This window comes from Vogesella sp. AC12, assembly GCF_024437575.1.
Taxonomy (GTDB): Bacteria; Pseudomonadota; Gammaproteobacteria; order Burkholderiales; family Chromobacteriaceae; genus Vogesella; species Vogesella indigofera.
Genome location: NZ_JANFNU010000004.1, coordinates 1 through 23,218, shown reverse-complemented (window position 1 = coordinate 23,218; position 23,218 = coordinate 1). Strand labels below are relative to the sequence as shown.

The 23,218-nt window shown below is 60.6% G+C and carries 24 protein-coding genes and 3 pseudogenes; 7 read left to right on the top strand and 20 right to left on the bottom strand.

Annotation, left to right across the window (positions count from 1 at the left end):
- Nucleotides 1–48 precede the first annotated feature (48 nt).
- The 7 genes from phoU to NOM55_RS08210 all read right to left on the bottom strand — a co-directional run bounded on the left by phoU (nt 49) and on the right by NOM55_RS08210 (nt 4,868).
- Nucleotides 49–762 carry a phosphate signaling complex protein PhoU gene (phoU, locus tag NOM55_RS08240; RefSeq protein ID WP_047968169.1) on the bottom strand — a complete coding sequence of 238 codons (714 nt, stop codon included), beginning with the start codon at nt 760–762 and terminating at the stop codon, nt 49–51.
- 286 nt (nt 763–1,048) lie between these two features.
- Nucleotides 1,049–1,711 (bottom strand): ribose-5-phosphate isomerase RpiA, encoded by a 663-nt coding sequence (gene rpiA / locus NOM55_RS08235; protein WP_255908201.1) that lies wholly within the window; start codon nt 1,709–1,711, stop codon nt 1,049–1,051.
- Between the two features lie 23 nt (nt 1,712–1,734).
- Entirely contained in the window at nt 1,735–2,217 is a 483-nt protein-coding gene (gene ispF, locus NOM55_RS08230; protein ID WP_255908200.1) for a 2-C-methyl-D-erythritol 2,4-cyclodiphosphate synthase, read from the bottom strand.
- Nucleotides 2,218–2,221: 4 nt separating this feature from the next.
- Nucleotides 2,222–2,905 (bottom strand): 2-C-methyl-D-erythritol 4-phosphate cytidylyltransferase, encoded by a 684-nt coding sequence (ispD, locus tag NOM55_RS08225; protein ID WP_255908199.1) that lies wholly within the window; start codon nt 2,903–2,905, stop codon nt 2,222–2,224.
- Nucleotides 2,902–3,624 (bottom strand): DNA polymerase III subunit epsilon, encoded by a 723-nt coding sequence (gene dnaQ / locus NOM55_RS08220; protein WP_255908198.1) that lies wholly within the window; start codon nt 3,622–3,624, stop codon nt 2,902–2,904. Before dnaQ ends, ispD begins: the two co-directional genes overlap by 4 nt.
- A 46-nt stretch (nt 3,625–3,670) precedes the next feature.
- Complete coding sequence (rnhA, locus tag NOM55_RS08215; protein ID WP_047968164.1) at nt 3,671–4,114, bottom strand: ribonuclease HI; 444 nt, start codon at nt 4,112–4,114, stop codon at nt 3,671–3,673.
- Nucleotides 4,107–4,868 (bottom strand): class I SAM-dependent methyltransferase, encoded by a 762-nt coding sequence (locus tag NOM55_RS08210; RefSeq protein ID WP_238377360.1) that lies wholly within the window; start codon nt 4,866–4,868, stop codon nt 4,107–4,109. Before NOM55_RS08210 ends, rnhA begins: the two co-directional genes overlap by 8 nt.
- On the opposite strand from NOM55_RS08210, the gene gloB reads away from it, so the two are divergent.
- Both gloB and NOM55_RS08200 read left to right on the top strand, forming a co-directional pair.
- On the top strand, nt 4,867–5,640 hold the full coding sequence (gene gloB / locus NOM55_RS08205; protein WP_255908197.1) for a hydroxyacylglutathione hydrolase: 774 nt from the start codon (nt 4,867–4,869) through the stop codon (nt 5,638–5,640). The two genes, NOM55_RS08210 and gloB, sit on opposite strands and share 2 nt — an antisense overlap.
- A 143-nt stretch (nt 5,641–5,783) precedes the next feature.
- Nucleotides 5,784–7,754, top strand: coding sequence for a LysM peptidoglycan-binding domain-containing protein (locus NOM55_RS08200; RefSeq protein WP_255908195.1), 1,971 nt, complete (start codon nt 5,784–5,786; stop codon nt 7,752–7,754).
- Between the two features lie 111 nt (nt 7,755–7,865).
- On the opposite strand, the gene NOM55_RS08195 is transcribed toward NOM55_RS08200, so the two are convergent.
- From NOM55_RS08195 to NOM55_RS08150, 10 genes are read right to left on the bottom strand one after another with little or no spacing between them, the layout of a single operon-like run.
- Nucleotides 7,866–8,858, bottom strand: a complete 993-nt coding sequence (locus NOM55_RS08195) for a recombination-associated protein RdgC (RefSeq protein WP_255908194.1) — start codon at nt 8,856–8,858, stop codon at nt 7,866–7,868.
- 48 nt (nt 8,859–8,906) lie between these two features.
- Nucleotides 8,907–9,668, bottom strand: coding sequence for a uracil-DNA glycosylase (locus NOM55_RS08190; protein ID WP_255908193.1), 762 nt, complete (start codon nt 9,666–9,668; stop codon nt 8,907–8,909).
- Nucleotides 9,665–10,114, bottom strand: coding sequence for a ribosomal protein S18-alanine N-acetyltransferase (gene rimI / locus NOM55_RS08185; RefSeq protein WP_255908192.1), 450 nt, complete (start codon nt 10,112–10,114; stop codon nt 9,665–9,667). Before rimI ends, NOM55_RS08190 begins: the two co-directional genes overlap by 4 nt.
- The gene (tsaB, locus tag NOM55_RS08180) at nt 10,107–10,748 is read right to left on the bottom strand and encodes a tRNA (adenosine(37)-N6)-threonylcarbamoyltransferase complex dimerization subunit type 1 TsaB (RefSeq protein ID WP_255908191.1); all 642 of its coding nucleotides are present in this window, start codon (nt 10,746–10,748) and stop codon (nt 10,107–10,109) included. The genes rimI and tsaB overlap by 8 nt, the downstream gene beginning before the upstream one ends.
- A 32-nt stretch (nt 10,749–10,780) precedes the next feature.
- Nucleotides 10,781–11,998, bottom strand: a complete 1,218-nt coding sequence (locus NOM55_RS08175) for an EAL and HDOD domain-containing protein (protein ID WP_047968156.1) — start codon at nt 11,996–11,998, stop codon at nt 10,781–10,783.
- Between the two features lie 11 nt (nt 11,999–12,009).
- Entirely contained in the window at nt 12,010–13,869 is a 1,860-nt protein-coding gene (locus NOM55_RS08170) for a chemotaxis protein CheA (protein ID WP_255908189.1), read from the bottom strand.
- A 55-nt stretch (nt 13,870–13,924) separates the two neighbouring features.
- The gene (gene cheZ / locus NOM55_RS08165) at nt 13,925–14,656 is read right to left on the bottom strand and encodes a protein phosphatase CheZ (RefSeq protein WP_255908188.1); all 732 of its coding nucleotides are present in this window, start codon (nt 14,654–14,656) and stop codon (nt 13,925–13,927) included.
- 33 nt (nt 14,657–14,689) lie between these two features.
- Nucleotides 14,690–15,076, bottom strand: a complete 387-nt coding sequence (cheY, locus tag NOM55_RS08160) for a chemotaxis response regulator CheY (protein ID WP_202902794.1) — start codon at nt 15,074–15,076, stop codon at nt 14,690–14,692.
- A gap of 47 nt (nt 15,077–15,123) precedes the next feature.
- Nucleotides 15,124–16,059 carry a chemotaxis protein gene (locus tag NOM55_RS08155; RefSeq protein WP_047968153.1) on the bottom strand — a complete coding sequence of 312 codons (936 nt, stop codon included), beginning with the start codon at nt 16,057–16,059 and terminating at the stop codon, nt 15,124–15,126.
- A gap of 30 nt (nt 16,060–16,089) precedes the next feature.
- A complete protein-coding gene (locus tag NOM55_RS08150) occupies nt 16,090–17,031 on the bottom strand; it encodes a chemotaxis protein (RefSeq protein WP_047968180.1) in 942 nt (313 codons plus the stop codon).
- Nucleotides 17,032–17,227: 196 nt separating this feature from the next.
- Between NOM55_RS08150 and NOM55_RS08145 the strand changes: the two genes are divergently transcribed.
- From NOM55_RS08145 to dcd, 3 genes are all read left to right on the top strand, one after another.
- Complete coding sequence (locus NOM55_RS08145; RefSeq protein WP_255908187.1) at nt 17,228–18,400, top strand: PAS domain-containing sensor histidine kinase; 1,173 nt, start codon at nt 17,228–17,230, stop codon at nt 18,398–18,400.
- 14 nt (nt 18,401–18,414) lie between these two features.
- Nucleotides 18,415–18,723 (top strand): STAS domain-containing protein, encoded by a 309-nt coding sequence (locus tag NOM55_RS08140; RefSeq protein WP_255908186.1) that lies wholly within the window; start codon nt 18,415–18,417, stop codon nt 18,721–18,723.
- A 75-nt stretch (nt 18,724–18,798) separates the two neighbouring features.
- The gene (gene dcd, locus NOM55_RS08135; RefSeq protein ID WP_047968178.1) at nt 18,799–19,368 is read left to right on the top strand and encodes a dCTP deaminase; all 570 of its coding nucleotides are present in this window, start codon (nt 18,799–18,801) and stop codon (nt 19,366–19,368) included.
- 41 nt (nt 19,369–19,409) lie between these two features.
- Here the strand turns inward: dcd and NOM55_RS08130 are convergent, their stop codons facing one another.
- The gene (locus NOM55_RS08130; RefSeq protein ID WP_255908185.1) at nt 19,410–19,544 is read right to left on the bottom strand and encodes a hypothetical protein; all 135 of its coding nucleotides are present in this window, start codon (nt 19,542–19,544) and stop codon (nt 19,410–19,412) included.
- Nucleotides 19,545–19,639: 95 nt separating this feature from the next.
- On the opposite strand from NOM55_RS08130, the pseudogene NOM55_RS08125 reads away from it, so the two are divergent.
- Nucleotides 19,640–20,495: pseudogene (locus NOM55_RS08125) on the top strand (IS3 family transposase); the annotation flags it as partial.
- Nucleotides 20,496–21,065: 570 nt separating this feature from the next.
- On the opposite strand, the gene NOM55_RS17430 reads toward NOM55_RS08125, so the two are convergent.
- Nucleotides 21,066–21,362: a transposase gene (locus NOM55_RS17430; RefSeq protein ID WP_370687870.1), complete on the bottom strand. Its 297-nt coding sequence runs from the start codon at nt 21,360–21,362 to the stop codon at nt 21,066–21,068.
- Between the two features lie 66 nt (nt 21,363–21,428).
- Between NOM55_RS17430 and NOM55_RS08115 the strand changes: the two are divergent.
- A pseudogene (locus tag NOM55_RS08115) lies at nt 21,429–22,506 on the top strand (IS3 family transposase); the annotation flags it as partial.
- 60 nt (nt 22,507–22,566) lie between these two features.
- On the opposite strand, the pseudogene NOM55_RS08110 reads toward NOM55_RS08115, so the two are convergent.
- Nucleotides 22,567–23,007, bottom strand: a pseudogene (locus NOM55_RS08110) (IS110 family transposase); the annotation flags it as partial.
- Nucleotides 23,008–23,218: the final 211 nt, after the last annotated feature.

Genomic DNA, 23,218 nt, shown 5'->3' with positions numbered 1-23,218 from the left:
ACGGCGGTAACCGATGTTACCGCCGCCTTTGGACTACTGCACGCAAAATCAGACCGGTTCTTGCGGCAGGGTCTCGCGCTTCTTGTCTTCCAGCGAGGTATGACGGATGTCCTTGCCCTTCACCAGATACACCACATACTCGGAAATGTTCTTGGCGTGGTCGCCGATGCGCTCGATCGCCTTGCAGATGAACAGGGTATCGATCGACAGCGTGATGGTGCGCGGATCTTCCATCATGTAGGTGATCTGCGAACGCAGCTCGGAGGCATAGTCCTCGTCCAGCATCATGTCTTCTTCGGCCAGCTCCACCGCGGCGGTGGTATCGAGGCGGGCAAACGCGTCCAGCGCGCGGTGCAGCATCGCCAGCGCCGACTTGGCCATCTTGTCGGCCTCGCGGAAGCGCGGCGTCGGATAGCGCGACGACTGGTACAGCGAACGACCGACGCGGGCGACCTTCTGCGCCTCGTCGCCGATACGCTCCAGATCGGTGATGGTCTTGATCACCGTGATCACCATGCGCAGGTCACTGGCGGCCGGCTGGCGGCGGGCGATGATGTGCTGGCAATCCTCGTCGATCGCCACTTCGAAGGCGTTGACCTTGGCGTCGTCGGCGATCACGCGGTCGAGACGATCGACATCCCCCTCCTGCAACGCCTCCATCGCGGCGCGGATTTGCTGTTCGACCAAGCCCCCCATCTGCAGCACGCGGGTGCGGATATTTTCGAGCTCCATATCAAACTGCTTGGAAATGTGATCAGGCATGAGCGACCTCGTTGGTTTTCGGCTTCAAGCGCGCCATGATAGACGCGCAACATGACAGTTCTGTTGCAGCAAGATGCACGGTAACGCAGCGCGTGCGGCCAACGTTGGCCGCAAGCGTGACTGGCTGCGTGCGTAGAACGTGTTCACGATCTGGCGAGCTCACGCGAGACAAGGCGAAAACGGCAGAAGAAGCGGAATTTACAAATGGTAAATGCGCATTCCTGGATCGTACTCAACGCCGTATCGCCCCATTGATATCAAGCCGCAGCAGATCGTGCACAGGTTTTTAGCTCAGTTCTTTCACACCAGCGGCAGTCCCCAGCAGCAGCACGTCGGCCCGGCGGGCAGCGAACAGGCCGTTGGTGACCACGCCGACGATCTGGTTGATCTGCTGCTCCAGCTTCACCGGCTCGGCGATCTGCATGCCGTGCACGTCGAGAATGATGTTACCGTTGTCGGTGGTGACGCCCATGCGCCACTCTGGGTGACCGCCAAGCTTGACGATCTCGCGCGCCACGTGGCTACGCGCCATCGGGATCACTTCCACCGGCAGCGGGAAGGCGCCCAGCACCGACACATATTTGCTCTCGTCGGCGATGCAGATGAACTGCTGCGCCACCGCGGCGATGATCTTCTCGCGTGTCAGCGCCGCACCGCCGCCCTTGATCATGTGCAGGTGGTGGTTGACCTCGTCGGCACCGTCGATATACACCGGCAGCTCGTCCGGGCCGACGCTGTTGAGGTCCAGCACCGGAATGCCGATTTCCTTCAACCGCTTGGTTGACGCTTCGGAGCTGGACACCGCGCCCTTGATACGGCCTTTGATCTTGGCCAGTTCGTCGATGAAGAAGTTGACGGTGCTGCCGGTGCCGACGCCGACGATGCAGTCATCCGGCACGAATTTGATGGCTTGTTGTGCCACCAGCTGTTTCAGTTGATTCTGGTCCATTGAGTGTTCTCCGGAATGAGGAATTATTGCGGCACCAGCAGGCACACTGCCTGCGTTTCGATCGCCTCGGCCCGGCCGAGGTAGCCGAGCTTTTCATTGGTCTTACCCTTGACGTTGACGCAGGCCACGTCGATGGCCAGCAGTTCGGCAATGCGGCCACGGATGGCATCGATGTGCGGCGCCAGCTTCGGCGCCTGCGCGATGATGGTGCTGTCCACGTTCACCAGCTGCCAGCCGGCAGCGCGCACGCGGCGCATCGCCTCCTGCAGCAGCAGGCCGCTGTCGGCGCCCTTGAATGCTAGGTCGGTATCGGGAAAATGACGACCGATATCGCCCAGCGCCGCCGCCCCCAGTACCGCGTCGGTAATGGCGTGCAGCAGCGCGTCGGCGTCGGAGTGGCCGAGCAGGCCCTTGTCGTGCGGGATGTGCACCCCGCCGAGCATCAGCGGGCGGCCCTCGACCAGACGGTGCACGTCATAGCCCTGACCGATACGGAATGGCGTCATCTGCTTATCCTTTGCGTGCCGCGAGGATGGCGCTGGCCAGCGCCAGATCCTGCGGCCACGTCACTTTGAAGTTCTGTGCCTCGCCCTCCACCAGCCGCGGCGCATGGCCGAGCAGCTCGATGGCGGAGGCTTCATCGGTAATCGCCGGGTTGGCCGCATCCCGCAGCGCGTCGGCCAAAAGGCCGGCGCGGAACATCTGCGGCGTCTGCGCCAGCCACAGACCGTCGCGCGGCACGGTGGCGGCGACGCGGCCCTGCGGACTCGCCTGCTTGACGGTATCGGCCACCGGCTGTGCCAGCAGGCCGCCGACCGCGTCACCCTGCAGGCTGTCGATCAGTCGCTGCAGCGCGCTGTCGCTGAGACAGCACCGCGCCGCATCGTGCACCAGCACCCAGTCGTCGGCGTCGGCCGCCAGCGCCGCCAGGCCGCCGGCCACGCTCTCGGCACGGCTGGGGCCGCCGACGCGCAGCACTTCCAGCTTCGGCTGCGGCCAGTCGAAGCTGTCGAACCACTCGTCGCCGGGCGAGATCACCACCGCCACGCGGCTGATCGCTGCATTGCGGCACAGCACGTCCAGCGTGTGCGCCAGCAGCGGCCGGCCCGCCAGCGGCAGGTACTGTTTCGGGGTCGCGGCGCCAAAACGGCTGCCGTGGCCGGCGGCCGGCACCAGCGCGATGCAATCGCTCATGATTGCGCTGGCGCCGGGCTTTCGATGCTGCGCCACAGGCAGCTGCCCTTCACCGTCTTGTCGAGCAGGTCGAGGTACTCCTGGTGCGCGGCCAGCTCCTCAGCCGTCGGCGCCAGCACCGTCAGCGGCTTGCGCTCGAACGCCAGGTTGAGGCCGGTGCCGCCCTCGTTGTCACCGGGGCCGGCGTCCATCATCAGGCTTTCCTGGCCACGGGTCATCCACAGGTAGACCTCGGCCAGCAGCTCGCAGTCGATCAGCGCACCGTGCAGGGTACGGTTGCTGCGGTCGATCTCGAAGCGGTCGCACAAGGCGTCCAGGCTGTTGCGCTTGCCGGGAAAGGTGTCGCGCGCCATGCGCAGGGTGTCGGTGACCTGTGCGCACAGCTTGTCCACCGGCGCGATGCCGAGGCGGTTGAATTCGGCATTGAGGAAGCCGACGTCAAACGGCGCGTTGTGGATGATCAGCTCGGCGCCGCTGATGAAGTCCACCAGCTCGTCGGCGACGGCGTGGAACTTCGGCTTGTCGGCGAGAAAATCCAGCGAGATGCCGTGCACGCGCTCGGCGTCGGGGTCGATCTCGCGCTCGGGGTGCATGTACAGGTGCAGATGGCGACCGGTCAGCTTGCGGTCCACCATTTCCAGGCCGGCAAACTCGATGATGCGGTGGCCCTGGCTCGGCTCCAGGCCGGTGGTCTCGGTATCAAGAATGATTTGGCGCATGATGGTATCGGATGGGGTTCAAGGTTGGCCGCAGGCGGACAGAGGACTAGCGGCGCAGGCTGTCGACGCCGGCATTGGCCAGCTGGTCGGCGCGCTCGTTGAATTCATGGCCGGCGTGGCCCTTGACCCAGCGCCACTCCACCTGGTGGTTGTTGCGCAGCGCGTCCAGCTGCTGCCACAGGTCGGCATTCTTCACCGGCTCCTTGCTGGCGGTTTTCCAGCCGCGCGTCTTCCAGCCGTGGATCCACTCGGAGATGCCTTTTTGCACGTACTGCGAGTCGGTGTACACCACGATGCGGCAGCTGCGCTTCAGCGTTTCCAGGCCGCGGATCACCGCCAGCAGCTCCATGCGGTTATTGGTGGTGCCGGCTTCGCCGCCGAACATTTCCTTTTCCTGCCCCTTGTAGCGCAACAGTACGCCCCAGCCACCGGGGCCGGGATTGCCCTTGCAGGCGCCATCAGGGTAAATCTCGACGATCTCGTCAGTCATGCAATGTCTCGTTATCAGAGCTACGGGTAAGCGGATTGCGGTCGTTGCCGCCGGCGACCAGCATCGCCCGGGCCGGCTTGGCCGGTGCCCAGCGCGGCGTGATCAGGCGCAGCCCGCGCTGGCGCTTGACGGCGACGACGCCATAGACGCCGGCGGCCAGCGGCCAGCAGCGCGCGCCGGTGCTTTCCATGAACTGCCAGCGGGCCAGCCAGTCCTTGCGCGCCAAAGGCGGCGAGTATGCCATGAATGAGGTCGCCTCGTGCTCCAGCTCCAGCAATTTCAGCCAGTCGCGGATGCGCGGCAGCGACACGAAGTTGCCGCGCCACGGGTTGTCTTCCCGCCCCTGCAGCAGGCGGCGCACGCCCCACAGCGAAGCCGGATTGAAACCGGTGATGATCAGCCGCCCTTCCGGCACCAGCACCCGCGCCGCTTCGCGCAGTACCTGGTGCGGCAGACTGGTAAAATCCAGCCCGTGCGGCAAAATGACCAGATCCAGGCTCTTGCTGTCGAACGGCAGGAAGGCCGGATCGCAGACCACGCCCGGCTCGCCACAGGCCGCCGCCAGACCTTTCCACGGGATGCGGTTCATGGCGAGGAAATCGTGCTGGCACAGGCCGATCTGCAGCGCGCGAAAACCGAACACGTCGGCCACCGCGCTGTCGAAGAAAGCCTGTTCCTGCGCCAGCAGGTATTGTCCCAGTTCGGCGCTGGCCAGCCAGTCAGCGAACTCTTCCATCATTGCAGGATCATTCATGGCCGACATTGTACGCATTACCCCACTCAAGGCGTTCTCTGATAATTATATCTGGGTTTTGCACGACGACCGCGCCGCGATCGTGGTCGACCCCGGCGACGCCGCCCCGGTGCAGCAGTTTCTGGCACAGGCGCAACTGGGGCTGCACGCGATCTGGATCACCCACCACCACCACGACCATATCGGCGGCTTGCCGGCGCTGCACGCGCAGTGGCCGGATTGTCCGGTGTACGGCCCGGCCGGTGTCAGCGGCGTCAGCGTGCCGGTGATGGAAGGCAGCCGACTGCCGGCACTGGGCCTGAGCTGCCAGGTCTACGAAGTCCCCGGACACACCGCCAACCATCTGGCATTTCATTGCGGCCAGCACCTGTTTTGCGGCGACACCCTGTTTGCCGCCGGTTGTGGCCGCGTATTTGACGGCAGCATAGAAAGCCTGCACGCCTCGCTGCAAAGGTTGGCCGCATTGCCGGCGCAGACGCTGTGTTATCCGGCACACGAGTACACGCTGGCTAATCTACAATTTGCATTGGCACTGGAGCCGGACAATCCGGCGCTGCAGCAGCGCTGGCAACGCGACAGCGCCCGGTGCGAACAGGACTTGCCGACGCTGCCCTGCCTACTGGCGGACGAGCTGCAGCACAACCCGTTCCTGCGTTGCGGCGAGGCCGGCATCCGCCGCGCCGCGCGCCACCATCAGCCCGAGGGCGGCAATGACGCGCTGAGCGTGTTTGCCACCCTGCGGCAATGGAAAAATGACTTCCGCACCAGCTGAATGGCCATTCATCCACCTAGCAAATAGTTTTGTCGTGAAAGACACAAAAATTAAGAAATTAAATGAACAACATAGCGCTTCATAATTGACGTCGCAGGCGGGCGTGGTAGCATCGCCCGATATGCTCCGATCAGGCCGTTGCCATGAAAAAATTTACCCCGCTCGCCCTCGCCGTTCTCCTTGCCCTGCCCGCCGCCCACGCGACCACTAGCGTGACGATACCGGGCTGGAGCACGCCCGGTGTCGACGACGGCCTGGCCGCCGGTCTGGACATGATGCTGATCAACACCAGCCTGCTGCGCAACGGCGACAACGTGTGGCAACGCGCGCGCGAAGGCTTCCAGCTGCCGGAGGTGAATCCCGAGCTGGTACGCCGCCACGAGAAGTACTACACCGCGCGCCCGGAATACCTGCGCCGCACCCTCGATCGCAGCCGCAAATACCTGTTCCACATCATGAACGAGGTGGAAAAGCGCGGCATGCCAACCGAACTGGCCTTCCTTCCGGTGGTGGAAAGCTCCTTCGTACCGAGCGCCAGCTCGCCGGTCGGCGCCGCCGGCCTGTGGCAGTTCATGCCGGCTACCGGCCGCGAGTACGAACTGGAGCAGACTTGGTGGTATGACGGCCGCCGCGACGTGGTGGAATCCACCCGCGCCGCGCTGGATTACCTGCAGGTGCTGTACAACCGTTTCGGCGACTGGAACCTGGCGCTGGCCGCCTACAACTGGGGTCAGGGCAATCTGAGCAAGGCGATCAGCCGCGTGCGCGCCAAGGGCGAAACCGAAACCTACGAAAACATCGTGATGCCGGCCGAGACGCGCAACTACGCGCCGAAACTGCTTGCCATCCGCAACATCATGGCGCAGCCGGAGAACTTCGGCCTGCGCATCGACGTGCTGCCCAACAAGCCGGCCTTTGTCGCCGTCAGCACCGGCAAGCACATGAACATCGACATCGCGGCGAAGCTGGCGGAAATGCCGGTCTCCGAGTTCAAGGAACTCAACCCCGCATTCAACCTGCCGGTATACGCCCACAAGAGCGGCCGCCAGATGCTGCTGCCGGCGACCAAGCTGCACCGCTTCGAGACCAACCTGGCCAAATGGGACAAGCCACTGCTGACTTGGCAGGTGCACGTACCGGAGAGCGATCTCAGCGTCAGCGAGCTGGCACAACAATTCGACATGAACCCGAACGAGCTGCTGGTCGCCAACAGCCTGCAGGGCAACCGCACCGTCAACGCCGGCCGTCCGGTGCTGGTGGCCGCCCGCACCCAGGATGCCCCGGTGACACTGGAGGCCAGCGACGTCGCCCCGGCCAGCGCACCGGTGCTGCAGGCCAGCAGCAATGAACAGCCGGTGGTACGCGTTGCGAGCGTCAGCGTTGCCGCAACCACTCCGGCTGCCACCGTGGCACCAGTCATCACGCCCATCGTCGCCAGCGTCACCACCAGCCCCACCAACAGCACACCGGCAAGCACACTGACAAGCAGCCCACTGACCGCCGTTGCCGCGCCAGCCGTCGCCCTTGCCGCCAACAGCCCTGCCGCTAGCGTTGCTCCCGTCGCCGTTGTGACGAACAACGTCGTCGCGCCTGCCGCCACCAGTGGCAACAGCATTACCGTCGCACTGAGCCAGCCGGTCAGCAAACCGCAAGCCACACCGGCTCCGCGCGCCAAACCGGCGGCAACCGCGGTGGCCAGCGCCAGCGACGCCCCCGAACTGCCGCTGCGCCCGGCCACCCGCGTGGAAAACCATGTCGTTGCCAACGGTGACACGCTGTACAACATCTCGCGCCGCTACAACATGAGCGTGGCGGAACTGAAAAGCCTGAACACACTGAACAGCGACGCGGTCAAGCTGGGACAAAACCTGCGCGTGCTGGGCGCCCCGCTGGGCAACGTCACCGCTAGCGTGACATCGCCACTGCGCACCGTTGCCTATCAGCAGCCAGCACGCAAATCGGCCGAGTACGTGGTGCAGGCCGGCGATACCGTGTTCAGCATCGCCCGCAAGTTCGGCATTCATCACAGCGACATCCAGCGCTGGAACACCCAGCTGGTTGCCAACCAGATCCAGCCAGGCCAGGTGCTGCGCGTCGAGGACGGCGGGCTGTAAACCATACCGGCACACCATGACAAAACGCCTTGCACCGGTCGGTGCAAGGCGTTTTTCATGATGGTCACGCTAGCAAGGCACCCTGCCGCCAACGGCGGCAGGCACACGACATCAATCCCAGGGCACGTCGACCGTGCCAGGCGCCGCGGCGGCGGCTGGCGGTGCCGATGCGGTCGGCGCAGCAGCCGGAGGCGCAACGTTGGCCGCATCCTGCAAGCCGCCCAGCGCCTGCACCAGATCGTCGATCAGCTCGCCCAACTCCTCACTCATCAGCAGGAAGGTTGCCTCAAACAGGCTGGCGGCGTCGTCCCCCGCCTGGCTGGCTTCTTCCTGCAGCACGTCGAGGAACTGCAGCTTTTTCAATTGCAGGGTATCGGTCAGCGTGAAGCGGATGCGCTCGCGCCAGATCAGACCGAGGCGGGTCACCTGCTTGCCGGTGGCGATATGCTGACGGATCTCGTCGGCAGTCAGGTCCATGCGGGTGCAGCGCACGACCGCGCCGTTTTCCGAGCTGTCCTTCAGCTCGCAGTCGGAATCCAGCACGAAGTCGTCGCTGGCCTCGCCCGCCGCCAGCCAGTCGGTCATCAGCGTGTGCGGCGACAGCACCGTGCGCGGCAGCGTGGCCGGCAGCGGCGGCATTGCCTCGCGCAGATTGCTCAGCAGCGCTTCCGCCTTGCTGGCGGAGCCGCTGTCCACCACCAGCCAGCCGCGCGCCAGATCGAAATAGGCGGCCGTGCGGCTGGTACGGGTAAAGGCGCGCGGCAGCAGGTCGTCGGTGATCTGCTCCTTCATCGCCAGCTTTTCCTTGCGGCCAACCTTGCGCAGCTCCTGCTGCTCGATGTCGCGCAACTTGGCGTCCAGGAAGTCGCGGATTACGCCGGCCGGCAACACCTTGTCCTCGCGACGCAGCGACAGCAGCAAGCGCTCGCGTTGCACATACAGCGGCTCGTCGAGATGCGGCGCAGGGGCGACCCAGCCCTCGCTGAACCAGTCGAGGCCGGAACAGCGCTGGAACTGGCGGGCATTCAGGGCATCGGCCAGCTTGCTGGCCACAATCTGCTCCGGGGCAGGCAGCTGGTAAAAACTAAGTTGTCGGAACCACATGATATTGACTTGAATTATCCAGAAGAAGGGAACGGTCGCTGCGCCACATCAGGCCTTCTTGGCCAGCGCACGACGGATAGCCAGCAGATCCTGCCACGCCTTGGCTTTTTCGCCAGGGCTGCGCAGCAGATACGCCGGATGAAAAGTGACGAATAACGGGATGCCCTGATACTGGTGCGTCTCGCGCCGCAGCGCGCCAATGGCGGCATCGCTCTGCAACAGCGCGTGGGCGGCGAAGCGGCCCAGCGTCACCAGCACCTCCGGTTGGACGTGGGCAATCTGCCAGCGCAGGTAGTCGGCACAGGCGGCAATTTCGTCGGCGGCCGGATTACGGTTGCCCGGCGGGCGACACTTCAGCACATTGGCGATAAAGACATCGTCCTGACTCAGACCGATGGCGGCCAGCATATTATCCAGCAGTTGCCCGGCCTTGCCGACGAACGGCAGTCCTTGCTTGTCCTCTTCCGCACCGGGCGCCTCGCCGACCAGCATGATGCGCGCCCGCGGATTGCCCTTGCCGAACACCGCCTGGGTGCGGGTCTGGCACAGGCCACAGGCGGTGCAGCTTGCTACCTGCTGCTGCAAGGCGGCCCACTCTGGCAACGCGGTCGTGGTCGGTTCGACAACGGCAGGCGCCGGCACCGCTGCCACCGCCGGCACAACCACCGGAGCGGCGACCGCTGGCATCACGGGAGCAGGCACAAGGTTGGCCGCAACCGGTGCCAAGACCGGCTCCGGCGCCGCGCCATGGCGCAAGCGCCAGCGTGGTGCCAGCCCCAGCTCGCGAAGCAGCAGATGTTGGCGGCTCATGATAGCGGGCACTCCATCAGCAGCGCGTCCTCGCGGCCGTGCTCATGCCGGTAGTAACCCTTGCGCACGCCGCAGTCGACAAAACCGAGCGAGCGATACAGGCCGATGGCCGCGGCATTGCCGGCGCGCACCTCCAGCAGGCAACGACTGGCACCGGCGGCCTGCGCCTCGGCCAAGGCCGCCTGCAACACGGCGCGGGCATGGCCTCGACGCTGCATGGCCAGCGGCACGAAAATATTGTGGATATGCAGTTCGTCCAGAATCTGCTCGGAAACCAGCACCGCCAGCCACGCGTCTGCCGGCTGCAACACCTGCACCCGTTCGCTGGCGGAGGCCAGCGTTTGCGCGTAGACCGCCGTGGCCCACGGATGTGTGCACACCGCCGCCTCCAGCTGGTGCAGCGCTTCGGCCAAGGCCGGATCGGTCAGCCGCTGCAGCTCAGCCATGCTTGCGTGCTTGCTGTTCGGCGGCGGTCAGCGCCACCTTGTCGCGGATATACAGCAGCCCCGCCGCCTCCGGCGCCACGGCAGCATAGCCGCCACGGCGTACCAGCCGGATATAGCTGGCCGCATCCGGACGCAGCTCGTACACCGTCTTGCCAGGACAGGTCAGCTCTTGCGCGCAGTCGCCCGCCAGCACCGGAATATCGGCGGGAACGGTCAACTCGCCCCGCGCCTGCAGCGTGATCGGGGTTTGCGCCACGCCGTCGCGATAGCTCGCGGTGTAGACCTCGTTCATGCGCGCATCCATCACCACCTGCACCGCCGACGCACCGGACTGGAAGGCAATCACGTCCAGCGTCGGCACCGGGATCAGCGGCAAGTCATGCGCCAGCGCCAGTCCCTGCGCAATGCCGCAACCGATGCGCAAACCGGTGAAGGCACCCGGCCCCTGGCCGTAAATGATGCCGTCCAGTTCGGCGAGGTCGATGCCGCTATCGGCCAACAGGCGCTGGATCAACGGCAGGGTTTCTTCGGAGTGGCCATTCACCACCGGCAAGGTTGCCGAGAAAAAACGCTCGTCCACAGCGACCGCAATCGAAACATGCGTGTTCGACGTATCGATAGCCAGATACTTCATGATTGAGTTAACCGAGAGAAACAGAGGGGTGATTATAGACTAAGCTCTTCCACCCAAGAGAGTGCACTGGTGTGCAACAGGTTCAAGGCCTCGGCCTCGATGTTCAGGCGCTGCGCCAGTTGCGGCAGATTGTCGGTGCCGGCTTCCATCGCCAGCACCAGCTCCAGGCACAGGCCATAACGGCCGGCATGCACCATCAGCGCCTCGCAAATCTCTTCCGGCAGGTTGAGATGCTCCAGCGCCAGCGCGATCGGCATATCGAAAATCACGTCCAGCAACGAAAACATGCCGGTGATAAAGAAACTGTCCGCGACATCGGAAGGCAGACCGGACTCCAGCGCGATCAGCTCCATCATGCGCGCACGCGACACCGCGGTTTTCTGCAGCGCGGCCGGCATCAGGCCGTTTTCCGAACTGGTCACCAGCAGCAGCGTCAGCCAGCGATACAGGCGCTTGTAGCCCAGTACCGTCAAGGCATGCGAGAACGAACTGATGGTGGTATTCAGCCCGGCTGCGGCCGAGTTGACGTAGCGCAGCAACTTGAAGGACAGCGCAACGTCGGTTTTCAGCACCGCCTCCACCTCTTTCAGCGCCGCATCCTGACGCAGCAGGTTCAACAGCTTGAGGGTATTGGCAAAGCTGGGGTGTATCACCTTGGCGGACAGGGTTTCCGGCTTGGCAAAGTAGTAGCCCTGATAGCCGTCCAGCCCCAGATCGCGGGCCAGATGGTAGTGTTCATAGGTCTCGACGCGCTCGGCGATACGGATCACCGGATAGCTGCGCAAACGTACCGCCAGCGTCTGGAAAGCCTGTGCATCCATCGACTGCACATCCAGCTTGACGTAGTTGGCCAGGTCGAGAAAGGCCGCCGCCGGCGATTCGAACGAAAAGCCATCCAGCGCCACCCCGAAGCCGAGGGAACGCAGGTGACGGACACGGGACAGCAGCTCGTTGGAAGGCGTCAGCTTGCCGGAGATTTCCAGCACTACCCGCCGCGGCGGCAGCAACTCCAGAAAGTCGCTGCCGATCATCGACTCGCCGACATTGATGAAGGCCAGCTTGTTGCCGATCAGCCAGCTGGTACCCATGTGGTTCAGGGTATTGACCAGCACCTCGGTATCGGCATCCAGCTCGGCATGCCGCCCGATTTCGGTCGAGGTTTCACTTTCACGGAACAGCAGCTCATAGCCGATGAGCTGCTGGTTACGGTTCAGAACAGGCTGTCTTCCCAAAAAAGCCGATACGGACATTGCAAGCGGGCTCAGTAAGAATAGTTGTCAGCGTTGCGAAGCATCATCGCGCCACCACTCGGTGCATCCGCCTGCCCCATCAGCAAGTCTTCCATGTCCAGCACCAGCACCACCGAACCATCACCGGACAGGGTGGCACCGGCAACGCCCTTCGGACGAATGTTCTGCAGTGGCTTGATCACCACATCGTCACGGCCGACAAAGGAGTCGACGGCGAGGATGAAGGACTTCTCGGCGGACTGCATCAGCACGCCGAATTGCGGTTTCTGTGTCGGCGCCCAGTTCAGCAGGTTGGCCAGTGTCTTCAACGGCAGGATCTCGTCGCGCACCACGATGGTTGGCCGCCCCGATACTTCCTGGATCGCGGCAACATCGATCGGAATGATTTCGCGCACCATGGCCAGCGGCACGGCAAATGGCTGGTTGCAGGCACGCACCACCAGCACTGGCAGGATGGCCAGCGTCAGAGGCAACGAAATGCTGATCTTGGTGCCGACACCCTGCTCGGAGTTGATGTCGATACGGCCATTCAGCTTCTGGATATTGGTGCGTACCACGTCCATGCCGACACCGCGGCCGGACACGTTCGAAATCTGGTCCTTGGTGGAGAAGCCCGGCAGGAAAATCAGCTGCAGGCACTGCTTCTCGTCGAGACCGTTGGCCGTTTCCGCATCGATCAGGCCTTTTTCGATGGCCTTACGGCGCAGCGCCTCGGGATTCATCCCCTTGCCGTCATCGGTGATCTCGATGACGATATGATCGCCAACCTGCTCGGCCGACAGCTGCACCAGCGACTGCGGCTTCTTGCCGACGCTGATGCGCTCCTCGGAGGACTCGACACCGTGATCGACCGCATTGCGCACCAGGTGTACCAACGGGTCGTTCAGGTCCTCGATCATGGTCTTGTCGAGTTCGGTTTCCTCGCCTGTAATGACCAGTTCGACTTCCTTGCCCAATTGCCGCGCCAGGTCCCGCGCCAGACGCGGATACTTCTGGAACAGGCGCCCGATCGGCTGCATACGGGTCTTCATCACCGCATTCTGCAAATCGCTGACCAGCAGGTCGAGCTGGCTGATCGCCTCGTCAAGGGAGCGCAGGGTATGCGTCTCCATATTGCCCTGCAGGATTTCGGTACGCAGCGTGGTCAGGCGGTTCTTGGTCAGGCCGATTTCACCGGACAGATTCAGCACCTGGTCCAGACGAACGGTATCGATGCGAATGGTGTTTTCCGGCGGCGCACTGGCCATGCCTTGTTGTGGCGCCATCTTTGCCGGTACCGGCTTGGCGGCCACGACTGGCACCGCCGGCGTCTCGACGACAGCCTCGACAACCGGCACCGCCACCACCGCAGCCGGTGTCGCTGCAGCAGGGGCGCCTGTCTTGGTCACTGCCGCGTGCAACACATTCCAGTCCGGTGTATTGGCTGCCGCAGCCGGTGCCGCAGCAGGCGCAGCCACGGGTGCAGCGGGAGGCACCAGGTTGCCTGCCAGCGCACTGTCCAGTGCTGCAAGCAAGCCGGCATCCGGCGCGGCCGGCGACAGCCCTTGCGACAAGGTGGTGAACATGCCGCGCACCACGCCCGTCGCATCCAGAATCACATCCATCAGTTCCGACGACAGCGGCAACTCGCCGTTGCGCAGCTTGTCAAAAAGGTTTTCGGTACGGTGACAGATGGTCACCATTGCCGATACATTCAGAAAGCCGGCTCCGCCCTTGATGGTATGGAAGCCCCGGAAGATATCATTCAGTAACGCCTTGTCATTAGGCCGTTTCTCAAGCTCGCATAGCTTGTTGTCGACATCGGACAACAGCTCCGTGGACTCGAGCAGAAAATCCTGCATCAGATCTTCCATACCTGCAAAGTCGCTCATTTTGACTTCCTTTTCATTATCGGCCCGCAGTAGACGGCCTAGACGATCGCGCGCCTTAGAAACCCAAGCTTTCCAGCAAATCATCCACTTGCTGTTGATTGGTTACCACGTCGGAACGGCCATCAGGATTCACGACCGGACCTTGCAGCAGATCGGTACCCAGCTCCACCTTCTTCTCGGCCGGCAGGTACTCGATCAACACGGACAACAGTTCGCTTTCCAGCGTTTTGACCATGTCCATGACCTTCTTGATCACCTGTCCGGTCAAGTCCTGGAAATCCTGCGCCATCACGATTTCCAGCAGCTGGGCATTGGTCGCCGCCGTCTGCTGTGGTGCCAGGGCCAGGAAGCGGCGGGTATCTGCGGCCAGCAACTTGAAATCATCAACCGACAGCTGGTTCGCAAACAGCTGGTCCCAACGACCCGAGAGGCTTGCGGACTGGGACTGCAGCTCATCCTGAATCGGACGGGCGATATCGGTTGCATTCAGCACCCGCTCCGCGGCATTGGCCGTCAGCGTGGCAATGTACCCCAAGCGGTCCTTGGCGTCAGGAAGGGCATCCGCCACCTTTTCCAAGGACTTGTCGTAACCAAGCTCACGCAGCGCATCGTGCAGCTTGCGGGTCATTTGGCCGACCTGAGCATAAATTGCCAATGCAGCCTGGGGATTCGCACCATCAACCTCTGCCGAGGGCGCCTCCTGCTGAGAGGCCTGCTGTTTGGCAATGCTTTCAAATAGAGCTTCCAGCTCTGGCGAATCGCCACTTTCAAGAAGATGATCCGGCACGACAATTTCTCCTGGCAACAGTACAGGCTGCTTTTATTTGTTTAGGCTCTGGAAGATCTTGCCCATCTTTTCTTCCAGTGTCGCGGCAGTAAACGGCTTCACGATGTAGCCACTGGCTCCAGCCGTTGCGGCTTCGATGATGTTTTCGCGTTTCGCTTCGGCAGTAATCATCAGGAACGGCAGCGTCTTCAGTTGCGGATCAGCCCGCACCGCACGTAGCAGCTCGATACCGGTCATGTTTGGCATGTTCCAGTCAGAGACGATGAAGTCAAAATGCTGTGTCTTCAGCTTGTGCAATGCAACCTGGCCATCCTCGGCCTCATCGACATTGGTAATGCCCAATTCCTTCAAGAGGTTGCGCACAATCCTTCTCATTGTTGAGAAATCATCAACAACCAGAAATCTCATATTCTTATCTATCATTGGCTTTTTCCTGAGCTGATATCAATTCCCAGCTTATTTTGTTCCTAGCGCTGAAGGAAAGGAATGATTGTATCCGCAAGCACCGCAGGATCGAACTTGGCGACATAGGCATCGACACCGACACTGGCGCCCATCGCCCGGTTGGCATTGGATGACAGGGAAGAGTGCATCACCACCGGAATACCGGAGAAACGGGCATCCGACTTGATCAACTTGGTCAGCACGTAACCATCCATTTCCGGCATTTCCGCATCAACCAGAATCAGTTTCAGATTGTCGTGCAGGCTTTCGGAGTCGGACCAGGTTCTGTTCGCCAGCACCTGCAATTTATCCCACGCCTCTTTGCCGTTGTTTGCCTGATGATACTTGAGGGACATCTTGTCCATCACGTTGGAAATCTCTTTCCGCGCCACTACCGAATCGTCAACGAAGAAGACGTACTGGTCATCCTCCAGTGCCGCCTGAGGAATATCCGGCAGACGGGTCTCGCCGACGACGCTGGACAGAATCTGCTCAACGTCCAGAATGGAGACCAGCTTGCCATCATCCAGCTCGGTCACCGCCGTGATCAGCGTCTGCTGGGTGGTATTCATCACGTTTTCAGGCGCGCGCACCTTGTCCCAATCGACACGAATGATGCGATCCACCGAATCCACCAGAAAAGCCTGGGTGCTTTTGTTGAACTCGGTGACGATCATGGTGTTGTAGCCACCCTCCGCCAACTCGCAGCCGATGAACTTGGCCAGCGAAATCACGGGAATGATGTTGCCTCGCAGGGACAACACCCCTTCGACACCAAACGGCATATTGGGGGTTTTGGTGACGAAAGGCGTCTGCGACACTTCACGTACCTTGAACACGTTGATCCCGAATGTTTCGCGGGTACCCAACGAAAACAGCAGAATTTCCATCTTGTTCGATCCCGCCAGCTTGGTACGGGCATCGATATTGGCTAGCAAAGAGGCATCAGATGCGGACATGGCCACTCCTTAAATAAAGCGCAAATCAGCTCAAATCTTCAGCATCTCGCGGATTTTCATCGAGAGCTTTTGTGGCTCGAACTTGGATACATAGGCATCGACGCCAACCGACTCACCCAGCTTCTGGTTGGATTGCCCCGACAGCGAGGAGTGCATCAGCACCGGAATGCCATGGAAGCGAGGATCGGACTTGATCAGCTTGGTCAGCATATAACCGTCCATCTCCGGCATCTCGACGTCGGTCAGCACCAGGTTCACGACATCGCTCAACTTGCGCCCGGCCAGCTCAGCCTGCGACGCCATACGCTGCAGGTCATCCCATGCCCGCATACCATTAATGGCCGAAGCATACTTGATGTTCATGACCTCAAATGTCTGCTGGATTTGCTTGCGGGCGACCGCCGAATCATCGGCAAAGTACACCATGCGCGGCTCTTTAATCGGATCGATGCCAATGAACTGGTGCTCGTCACCGTACATGGCTGTTTCCGCCAGCACCTTTTCAACGTCCATCATCATGACCAGCGTACCGCCATCCAGCTCAGTGACCGCAGTGACCAGACCGCCCATCCGGTTGGTAATCATCTCCGGCGGCACCCGCATTGCCGCCCAATCCAGACGCAGGATGGTATCGACCGCCTCGACCAGAAAGCCTTGGGTATGACCGTTGTACTCGGTCACGATCATGATTTCCGGGCGCTTCTCGCTGACGATGCCGGCGTAGCGTGCCAGATCGATCACCGGCACCAGGCTGCCACGCAGACTGACCATCCCCTCGACGGAAGAAGGCATTTCCGGTGCCGAGGTGATTTCCGGCGTCCGCATCACTTCACGTACTTTGAAAACATTGATACCGAAGGTCTCCTTGCGCCCTGTTCTTTGGTCAACCCCAAGAGAGAACAAGAGAATTTCCAGTTTGTTCGTTCCTGCCAGCTTGGTGCGGGCATCGATTTTTTTAAGAAGCTCAGACACGGAAACCTCCGAGGAAAAATTCATTTCTTACGACAAAGACATTCATGCCAGCCGGCGTCAAGCTTTACATTCCAGAATGGCAACACTCCGGGTAGTATCGCCTGTGCTCCATAAGGAGTCCAGCACCATCACACCCCGCATACAGGGGTAGGATTATCATACGGTTTAACTAGCCTTTACAAATGGCGCCTGCTTAATGTCGAATAATCTATCAACAAATACCACCCCGGAAACGTTGGCCGCAACATTTGCCCACTTTAACGCGGTGACCGATGAGTTGATCAAAGCATACCAACAGCTTGAGATCAAAGTTGAAGAGTTGAATACTCAGTTGACCCAAGCCAATGATGAGCTACTGCAAAAGTCGCAAGCCAACGCCCAGCTGGCGCAGCGACTGGCCACCCTCGTCAATGAATTACCTGCCGGTGTCATCGAAACCGATGCAAAAAAACAGATCATCTCACTGAACAATGCCGCGAAAACGATGCTGCCCGGACTGCAGAGCGACGCGCACTGGAGCGAAGCAGCACTACTACGACAGATGGATGCAGACGGCGTCATCCACCTAGCCGACCCGCATAGCGGCAGGACACGCTACCTGACCCTGCAAACCTGCCCACTGGACGACCGGTCGACAATCTTCCTCCTGCATGACGTGGGGACACTGCGTCACCTGCACGAGCAACTGGCGCAGCAAAACAAGCTCGCCTCCATGGGGCAAATGGCAGCATCACTGGCCCACCAGCTGCGCACCCCGCTGGCCACCGCCCTGCTCTACGCCAAGAATCTGGAGCGGCCAACGCTTTCGCCCGAGGAACGGCTGAAGTTCTCACGCAAGATTGTCGACCGCCTGCAAGCGCTGGAGGGACTCACCCAGGAAATGCTGGGCTTTGTGCGCCAGAACACCTCCAGCGAACAGGTCACCCGCTACCCGCTACCCGAGCTGGTACACGAACTGGAGCAGTCGTTCGCACCACAGTGCGAGGGCCATGGCGTGCACTTTCAGATTCACGCCGCAGCACTGGAGCAAACGTCGCTGAACTGCCGCCCCAAAGAGCTGGCAGCGGCCATGATCGGTCTGCTCGAAAATGCACTGCAACACGTACCGGCCGACGGAAAGATCACGCTGGAGGTGCTGAACCGCGAAAACTGTCTTACATTCAGAATAAGAGACAACGGCCCAGGCATTGCTCCAGAGCTGGTGCCCCGTATCTTTGAACCCTTTTTCACGACCAGGGCGAACGGCACCGGTCTTGGCCTCGCCATAACCAAGCGAGTAATTGACGCACTGGGGGGCGAGCTAAGCTATCATCGCGAAGATGACAGCACCGTGTTCTCGGTTGTCCTTCCACAGGCTGGCGAACCATGAATGGCAATGACTCCATGATGAAACCTATCGTTAAACTGCGCGGCCATGTTGGCAGCATCTTTCTTGTTGGCCAATTCGATTTCAATGCCCACAAGGCATTCCGCCAAGCAAGCCAGGAATTGCTCGACAACAGCGACATCACCGAAATCGAGGTCGATTTCGACCAGGTACCCTATCTGGACAGCTCGGCACTGGGCATGCTGCTGCTGCTGAAAGAACGCACCAGCAGCGCCGGCAAGGGCTTGGCGCTGGTGAACTGCCGGGAGACCGTGCGCCAGGTACTGGAAATTGCCTGTTTTACCAAGCTATTCAATATTTCTTGACGCTTGCCGGTAGCCTCACCGCCGGCATGGGCGGTAAAATCCGCAGCTAACTCAAGCGCCTTGGAAAACAACAAGATGAGCATCAAATCCGACAAGTGGATCCGTCGCATGGCCGAAGAACAGGCCATGATCGAGCCATTCGTGTACGAGCAGGTCAAGCAGGTTAACGGCGAGAAAGTCATTTCGTATGGAACATCGAGCTACGGCTACGATATTCGCTGCGCCGATGAATTCAAGGTCTTCACCAACATCAATAGCACCATCGTCGATCCGAAGAACTTCGATCCTCAATCGTTTGTCGAGGTATCCGGCAAGGGCTACTGCATTATTCCGCCCAACTCCTTTGCCCTCGCCCGCACCGTCGAGTACTTCAAGATTCCGCGCTCGGTACTGACCGTGTGTCTGGGGAAATCGACCTATGCCCGTTGCGGTATCATCGTCAACGTCACCCCGTTTGAGCCGGAATGGGAAGGCTACGTCACGCTGGAGTTCTCCAACACCACGCCGCTACCAGCCAAAATCTACGCCAACGAGGGCGTGGCACAGGTACTGTTCTTTGAGTCCGACGAAATCTGTGACGTTTCCTACAAGGATCGTGCAGGTAAGTACATGGGACAAGTCGGCGTTACCCTGCCGCGCACCTGAGCCATTAGCCAGGTCGTCGCAGCGCAATTCCTTCTCGCAATTCAGGCCATCTGGTCTAGGATGAAGAACACGGCGGGCAATACTGTTGCTGACGTGTTTCTTCCTGAGCGTTGTGGTTCCCCCTTGCCGCAACGCTCTTTTTTTGCTTTATTTTCAAGCAAGACGAGCACAGCCATTTCTTACTTCAGCTTCAATCGACTGGTCTGCCCCGCTTCCGGTAGGCAATCCTGCCCTATGATTTTAGCATAGGAGGATATCCATGAGCACATAGCGTTTCACCCCTGGATTCAAAGAAGAAGCCGTCAAATAGGTCACTGAGCGCGGCCACTCTGTGGCCGAGGTTTCCGCTCGGCTTGGGGTTTCCTGCCACAGCCTATACAAATGGGTGAAAGCGGTCAGCCCAGATAATTCGGAGAAACAGGCTGCCGAGCTGATCGAGGCAAAGAGCGAAATCCTTCGCCTGAAGGCGCAACTGCGGCACACAGAAGAAGAGCGAGATATTCTAAAAAAAAGCCGCGCGGTACTTTGCCAGGGAGTCCGAGTAAGGTACCGCTTCATGAACGAGCATCGACATACCTGGCCGCTGACGACCATGTGTCGTTTGTTGCAAGTTGCCCGTGCCGGCCTCTATCAATGGCTACACAGCCCCCGAGTCTGACCATGCCAAGGAAGATACCAGATTGCTGGCGTTGATTCGCGACTCCTGGCGAGCCAGTGGCGGGGTGTATGGGTCTCGCCGCGTACTGGGTGATCTACGTAAAATCGGCGAGCCGACATCACAGCCTGACCAAGCCTGAGTGACGGACATTACCTACATCCGTACTTGCCAGGGCAGGCTTTATCTGGCGGTAGTGATCGACTTGTTCTCACGCAAGGTGGTGAGCTGATCGATGAAACCAACATTGAGCCGCGAATTGGCGTTGGACGCCTTGCTGATGGCTCTGTGGCGGCGCAAACTTACTGGACGCGTGCTGCTCCATTCGGATCAGGGCTCGCAATATGGCCGTGATGACTGGCGCCGTTTCTGCCTATCCCACAACCTTGAACCCAGCATGAGCCGATGTGGCAATTGCTGGGATAACGCTGTGGCAGAGTCCTTCTTCAGTAGTCTGAAGAAGGAGCGTATATGGACTCCTCCCGGCTTGCTAGCATTTCACAGCTCAGGTCGTCGGATCGACTGCTCACGTATATCCGGCCTTGAGTTGGGCGTTATCGCCCGGACCATGATGGGCTATTCGCGCGTTAGCTCCATTCATCGTGCTGTTTGCACTTCGCCCCACCAGGGTTCTGCTAACGCCGGTCCGACCGGTCGGCCATCACTGCGACTTGCTTGGCAATCGTGAAGGTTGGCTTACTCGTTGATCACCCCTTTGTCGGGACCAGGAGGCACTGATGGCGTTAGGTCGCTTCATTCCCTTCCAGCCCGTAGGCCGGGTCGTAATCCGCTTCGCGGCTGAGGAGCGCCCAAACCAGCCGAGCGGTCTTGTTGGCTAGCGCGACTGCTGCGACATTCTTGTTACGCCGGCTGCACAGATTTTGAATCCAGAGACTCAATCGGTCGGATCGCCCCGCCGCAGTTCGCACCACTGCGCGGGCACCGTGAATCAGCAAGGTGTGCAGGTAGGCATCGCCACGCGGCTGATACCCAGCAACCGGTCCTTGCCACCGCGGCTGTGCTGAGCGGGTGTCAATCCCAGTCAGGCGGCCAGATCGCGCCCGCGCTTGAACTGGCCCGAGTTCTGCCCGATGGCCGCCACCAGCGCCGTGGCGGTGATGGGGCCGATGCCGCGCAGTTGTTGCAGCTTTCTTGCCTGCGCATTCGTGCTAGCCTGGTGCTGCATGTTCTGATCCAGCCGGTCGATCTGCTCATCCAGATACACCAGATCGGCGCGTAGACCGTCCAGCAGGGTACGAAAGTACACACTCAGTCCGTTTTCGGCATCCTCGAGGATTTCCGGCAGCGCCTTGCGCAACGCCGGTACGTGCTGTGCCACCGACGCCCCCCGGTATTGAGTAGCACGTGACTTTGGAGTCCAATCAACCACACATGGAGACTGGACATGAAGAAACGATTCACCGAAGAACAGATCATCGGCTTCCTGCGCGAAGCGGAAGCGGGCATGCCCATTGCAGAGCTGTGCCGCAAGCACGCCTTCTCGGAAGCCAGCTATTACCTCTGGCGCAACAAATTCGGCGGCATGAATGTCTCGGAGGCCAAGCGCCTCAAGGAGCAGGAGACCGAGAATGCGCGCCTGAAGAAGCTCCTGGCCGAGTCGCTGCTCGAGAAAGAGATTGCCAAAAAGGCCTTGCGAAAAAAGTGGTAAGCGCACCATCACGGCGGGAGCTGGTGCGCCATCTCGTGGGCAAAGGGCTCAGCGAGCGTCGATCGCTGCACTTGGCCGGCATGAGTCCCAATTCATTCCGCTACCAGCCCGCCACCGATCGTAATGCCGCCTTGAAAGCGAAGATCATCGCGCTCGCGCAACGGCACCGACGCTACGGTGCCGGCATGATCTACTTGAAGCTGCGGCAGAGTGACATGGTGGTCAATCACAAGCGGGTGGATCGGCTCTATGCCGAGGCGGGTCTGCAAATTCGCAGGCGCAAGCGCAAGAAGATTCCGGTGACAGACCGTCACCCGTTGGCTCGTCCCTTGGCCGCCAATCAGGTCTGGTCGATGGACTTTGTGTTCGACCGGACGGCAGAGGGGTGCGTCATCAAGAATCTGACCGTGGTTGATGATGCCACGCATGAGGCCGTGGCCATTGTTCCGGAACGTGCGATGGGTGGTCTGCATCTGACGCGCATCCTCGACCAGTTGGCGAAGACACGCGGCTTGCCGAAAGTGATCAGACTGATAACGGTAAGGAGTTCTGCAGCCGCGCCATGCTGACCTGGGCGCATGCTCGTGCTGTTCAACTCTTCCTCATCGAGCCCGGCAAGCCCAATCAGAACGCCTACATTGAATCGTTTAACGGGCGCTTCCGGGATGAGTGCCTGAACGAACACTGGTTCACCAGCCTGTACCATGCCCAGGTCGTCATCGAAGCCTGGCGGAGGGAATACAACAACGAAAGACCCAAGAAGGCCCTTGGCGGTTTGACGCCGGTCGCCCACGCCAAATCACTCGCTGAGAAATCAGGTAAATTAGCCCGGACTCTAAAGCCCTCTGCTATTGAAAATGGGGGGGGACGTCGCCACGACGATGCCGTACTCGCCCAGCAAGCCGCGAATCTGGTTCACCTTGGCGGTGCGCTGCCGGATCAGCTCGCTACGAATGCGGTGCAATGCCTGCAAATCCTGCTGTTCTACCGTCTTTACCGCATACTGGGCCGGCCGACTGCTTCGCAGATGGCCTCGGCGTCGTTGGCGTCATTCTTGTTACCCTTGACGTAGGGTTTTCACGAACTGCGGCGCGATCAACTTCACTGTATGCCCCATCGCTTGCAGCTTGCGTGCCCAGTGATGGGCGCTGGCGCAGGCTTCCATGCCGATCAGGCAAGGCTCGCGATTGGTAAAGAATTCCAGTAACTGACGGCGGCGCAACTGACGGCGACAAACCGGCTTTTCCTGAGCATCCACACCATGAACCTGAAATACGATTTTGGCCAAATCGATGCCGATGCGCATAATCTTCATGGTGGACTCCTCGTTTCTGTTGACTGGTTTGTTGACACTTCCAGTCTGGCACGTTGATGCCGTATCAGGAGGGAGGAGTCCATCCCATTGATTCAACTTTGCTTTCAAGGATCACGGGAAGCGTTTGCCGCACACAAAGCACAAAGCCCAGCTTGATGTCTCAAGCTGGGCTTTGTTTAAGGGGCGTCTGGCGGTGTCCTACTTTCACACA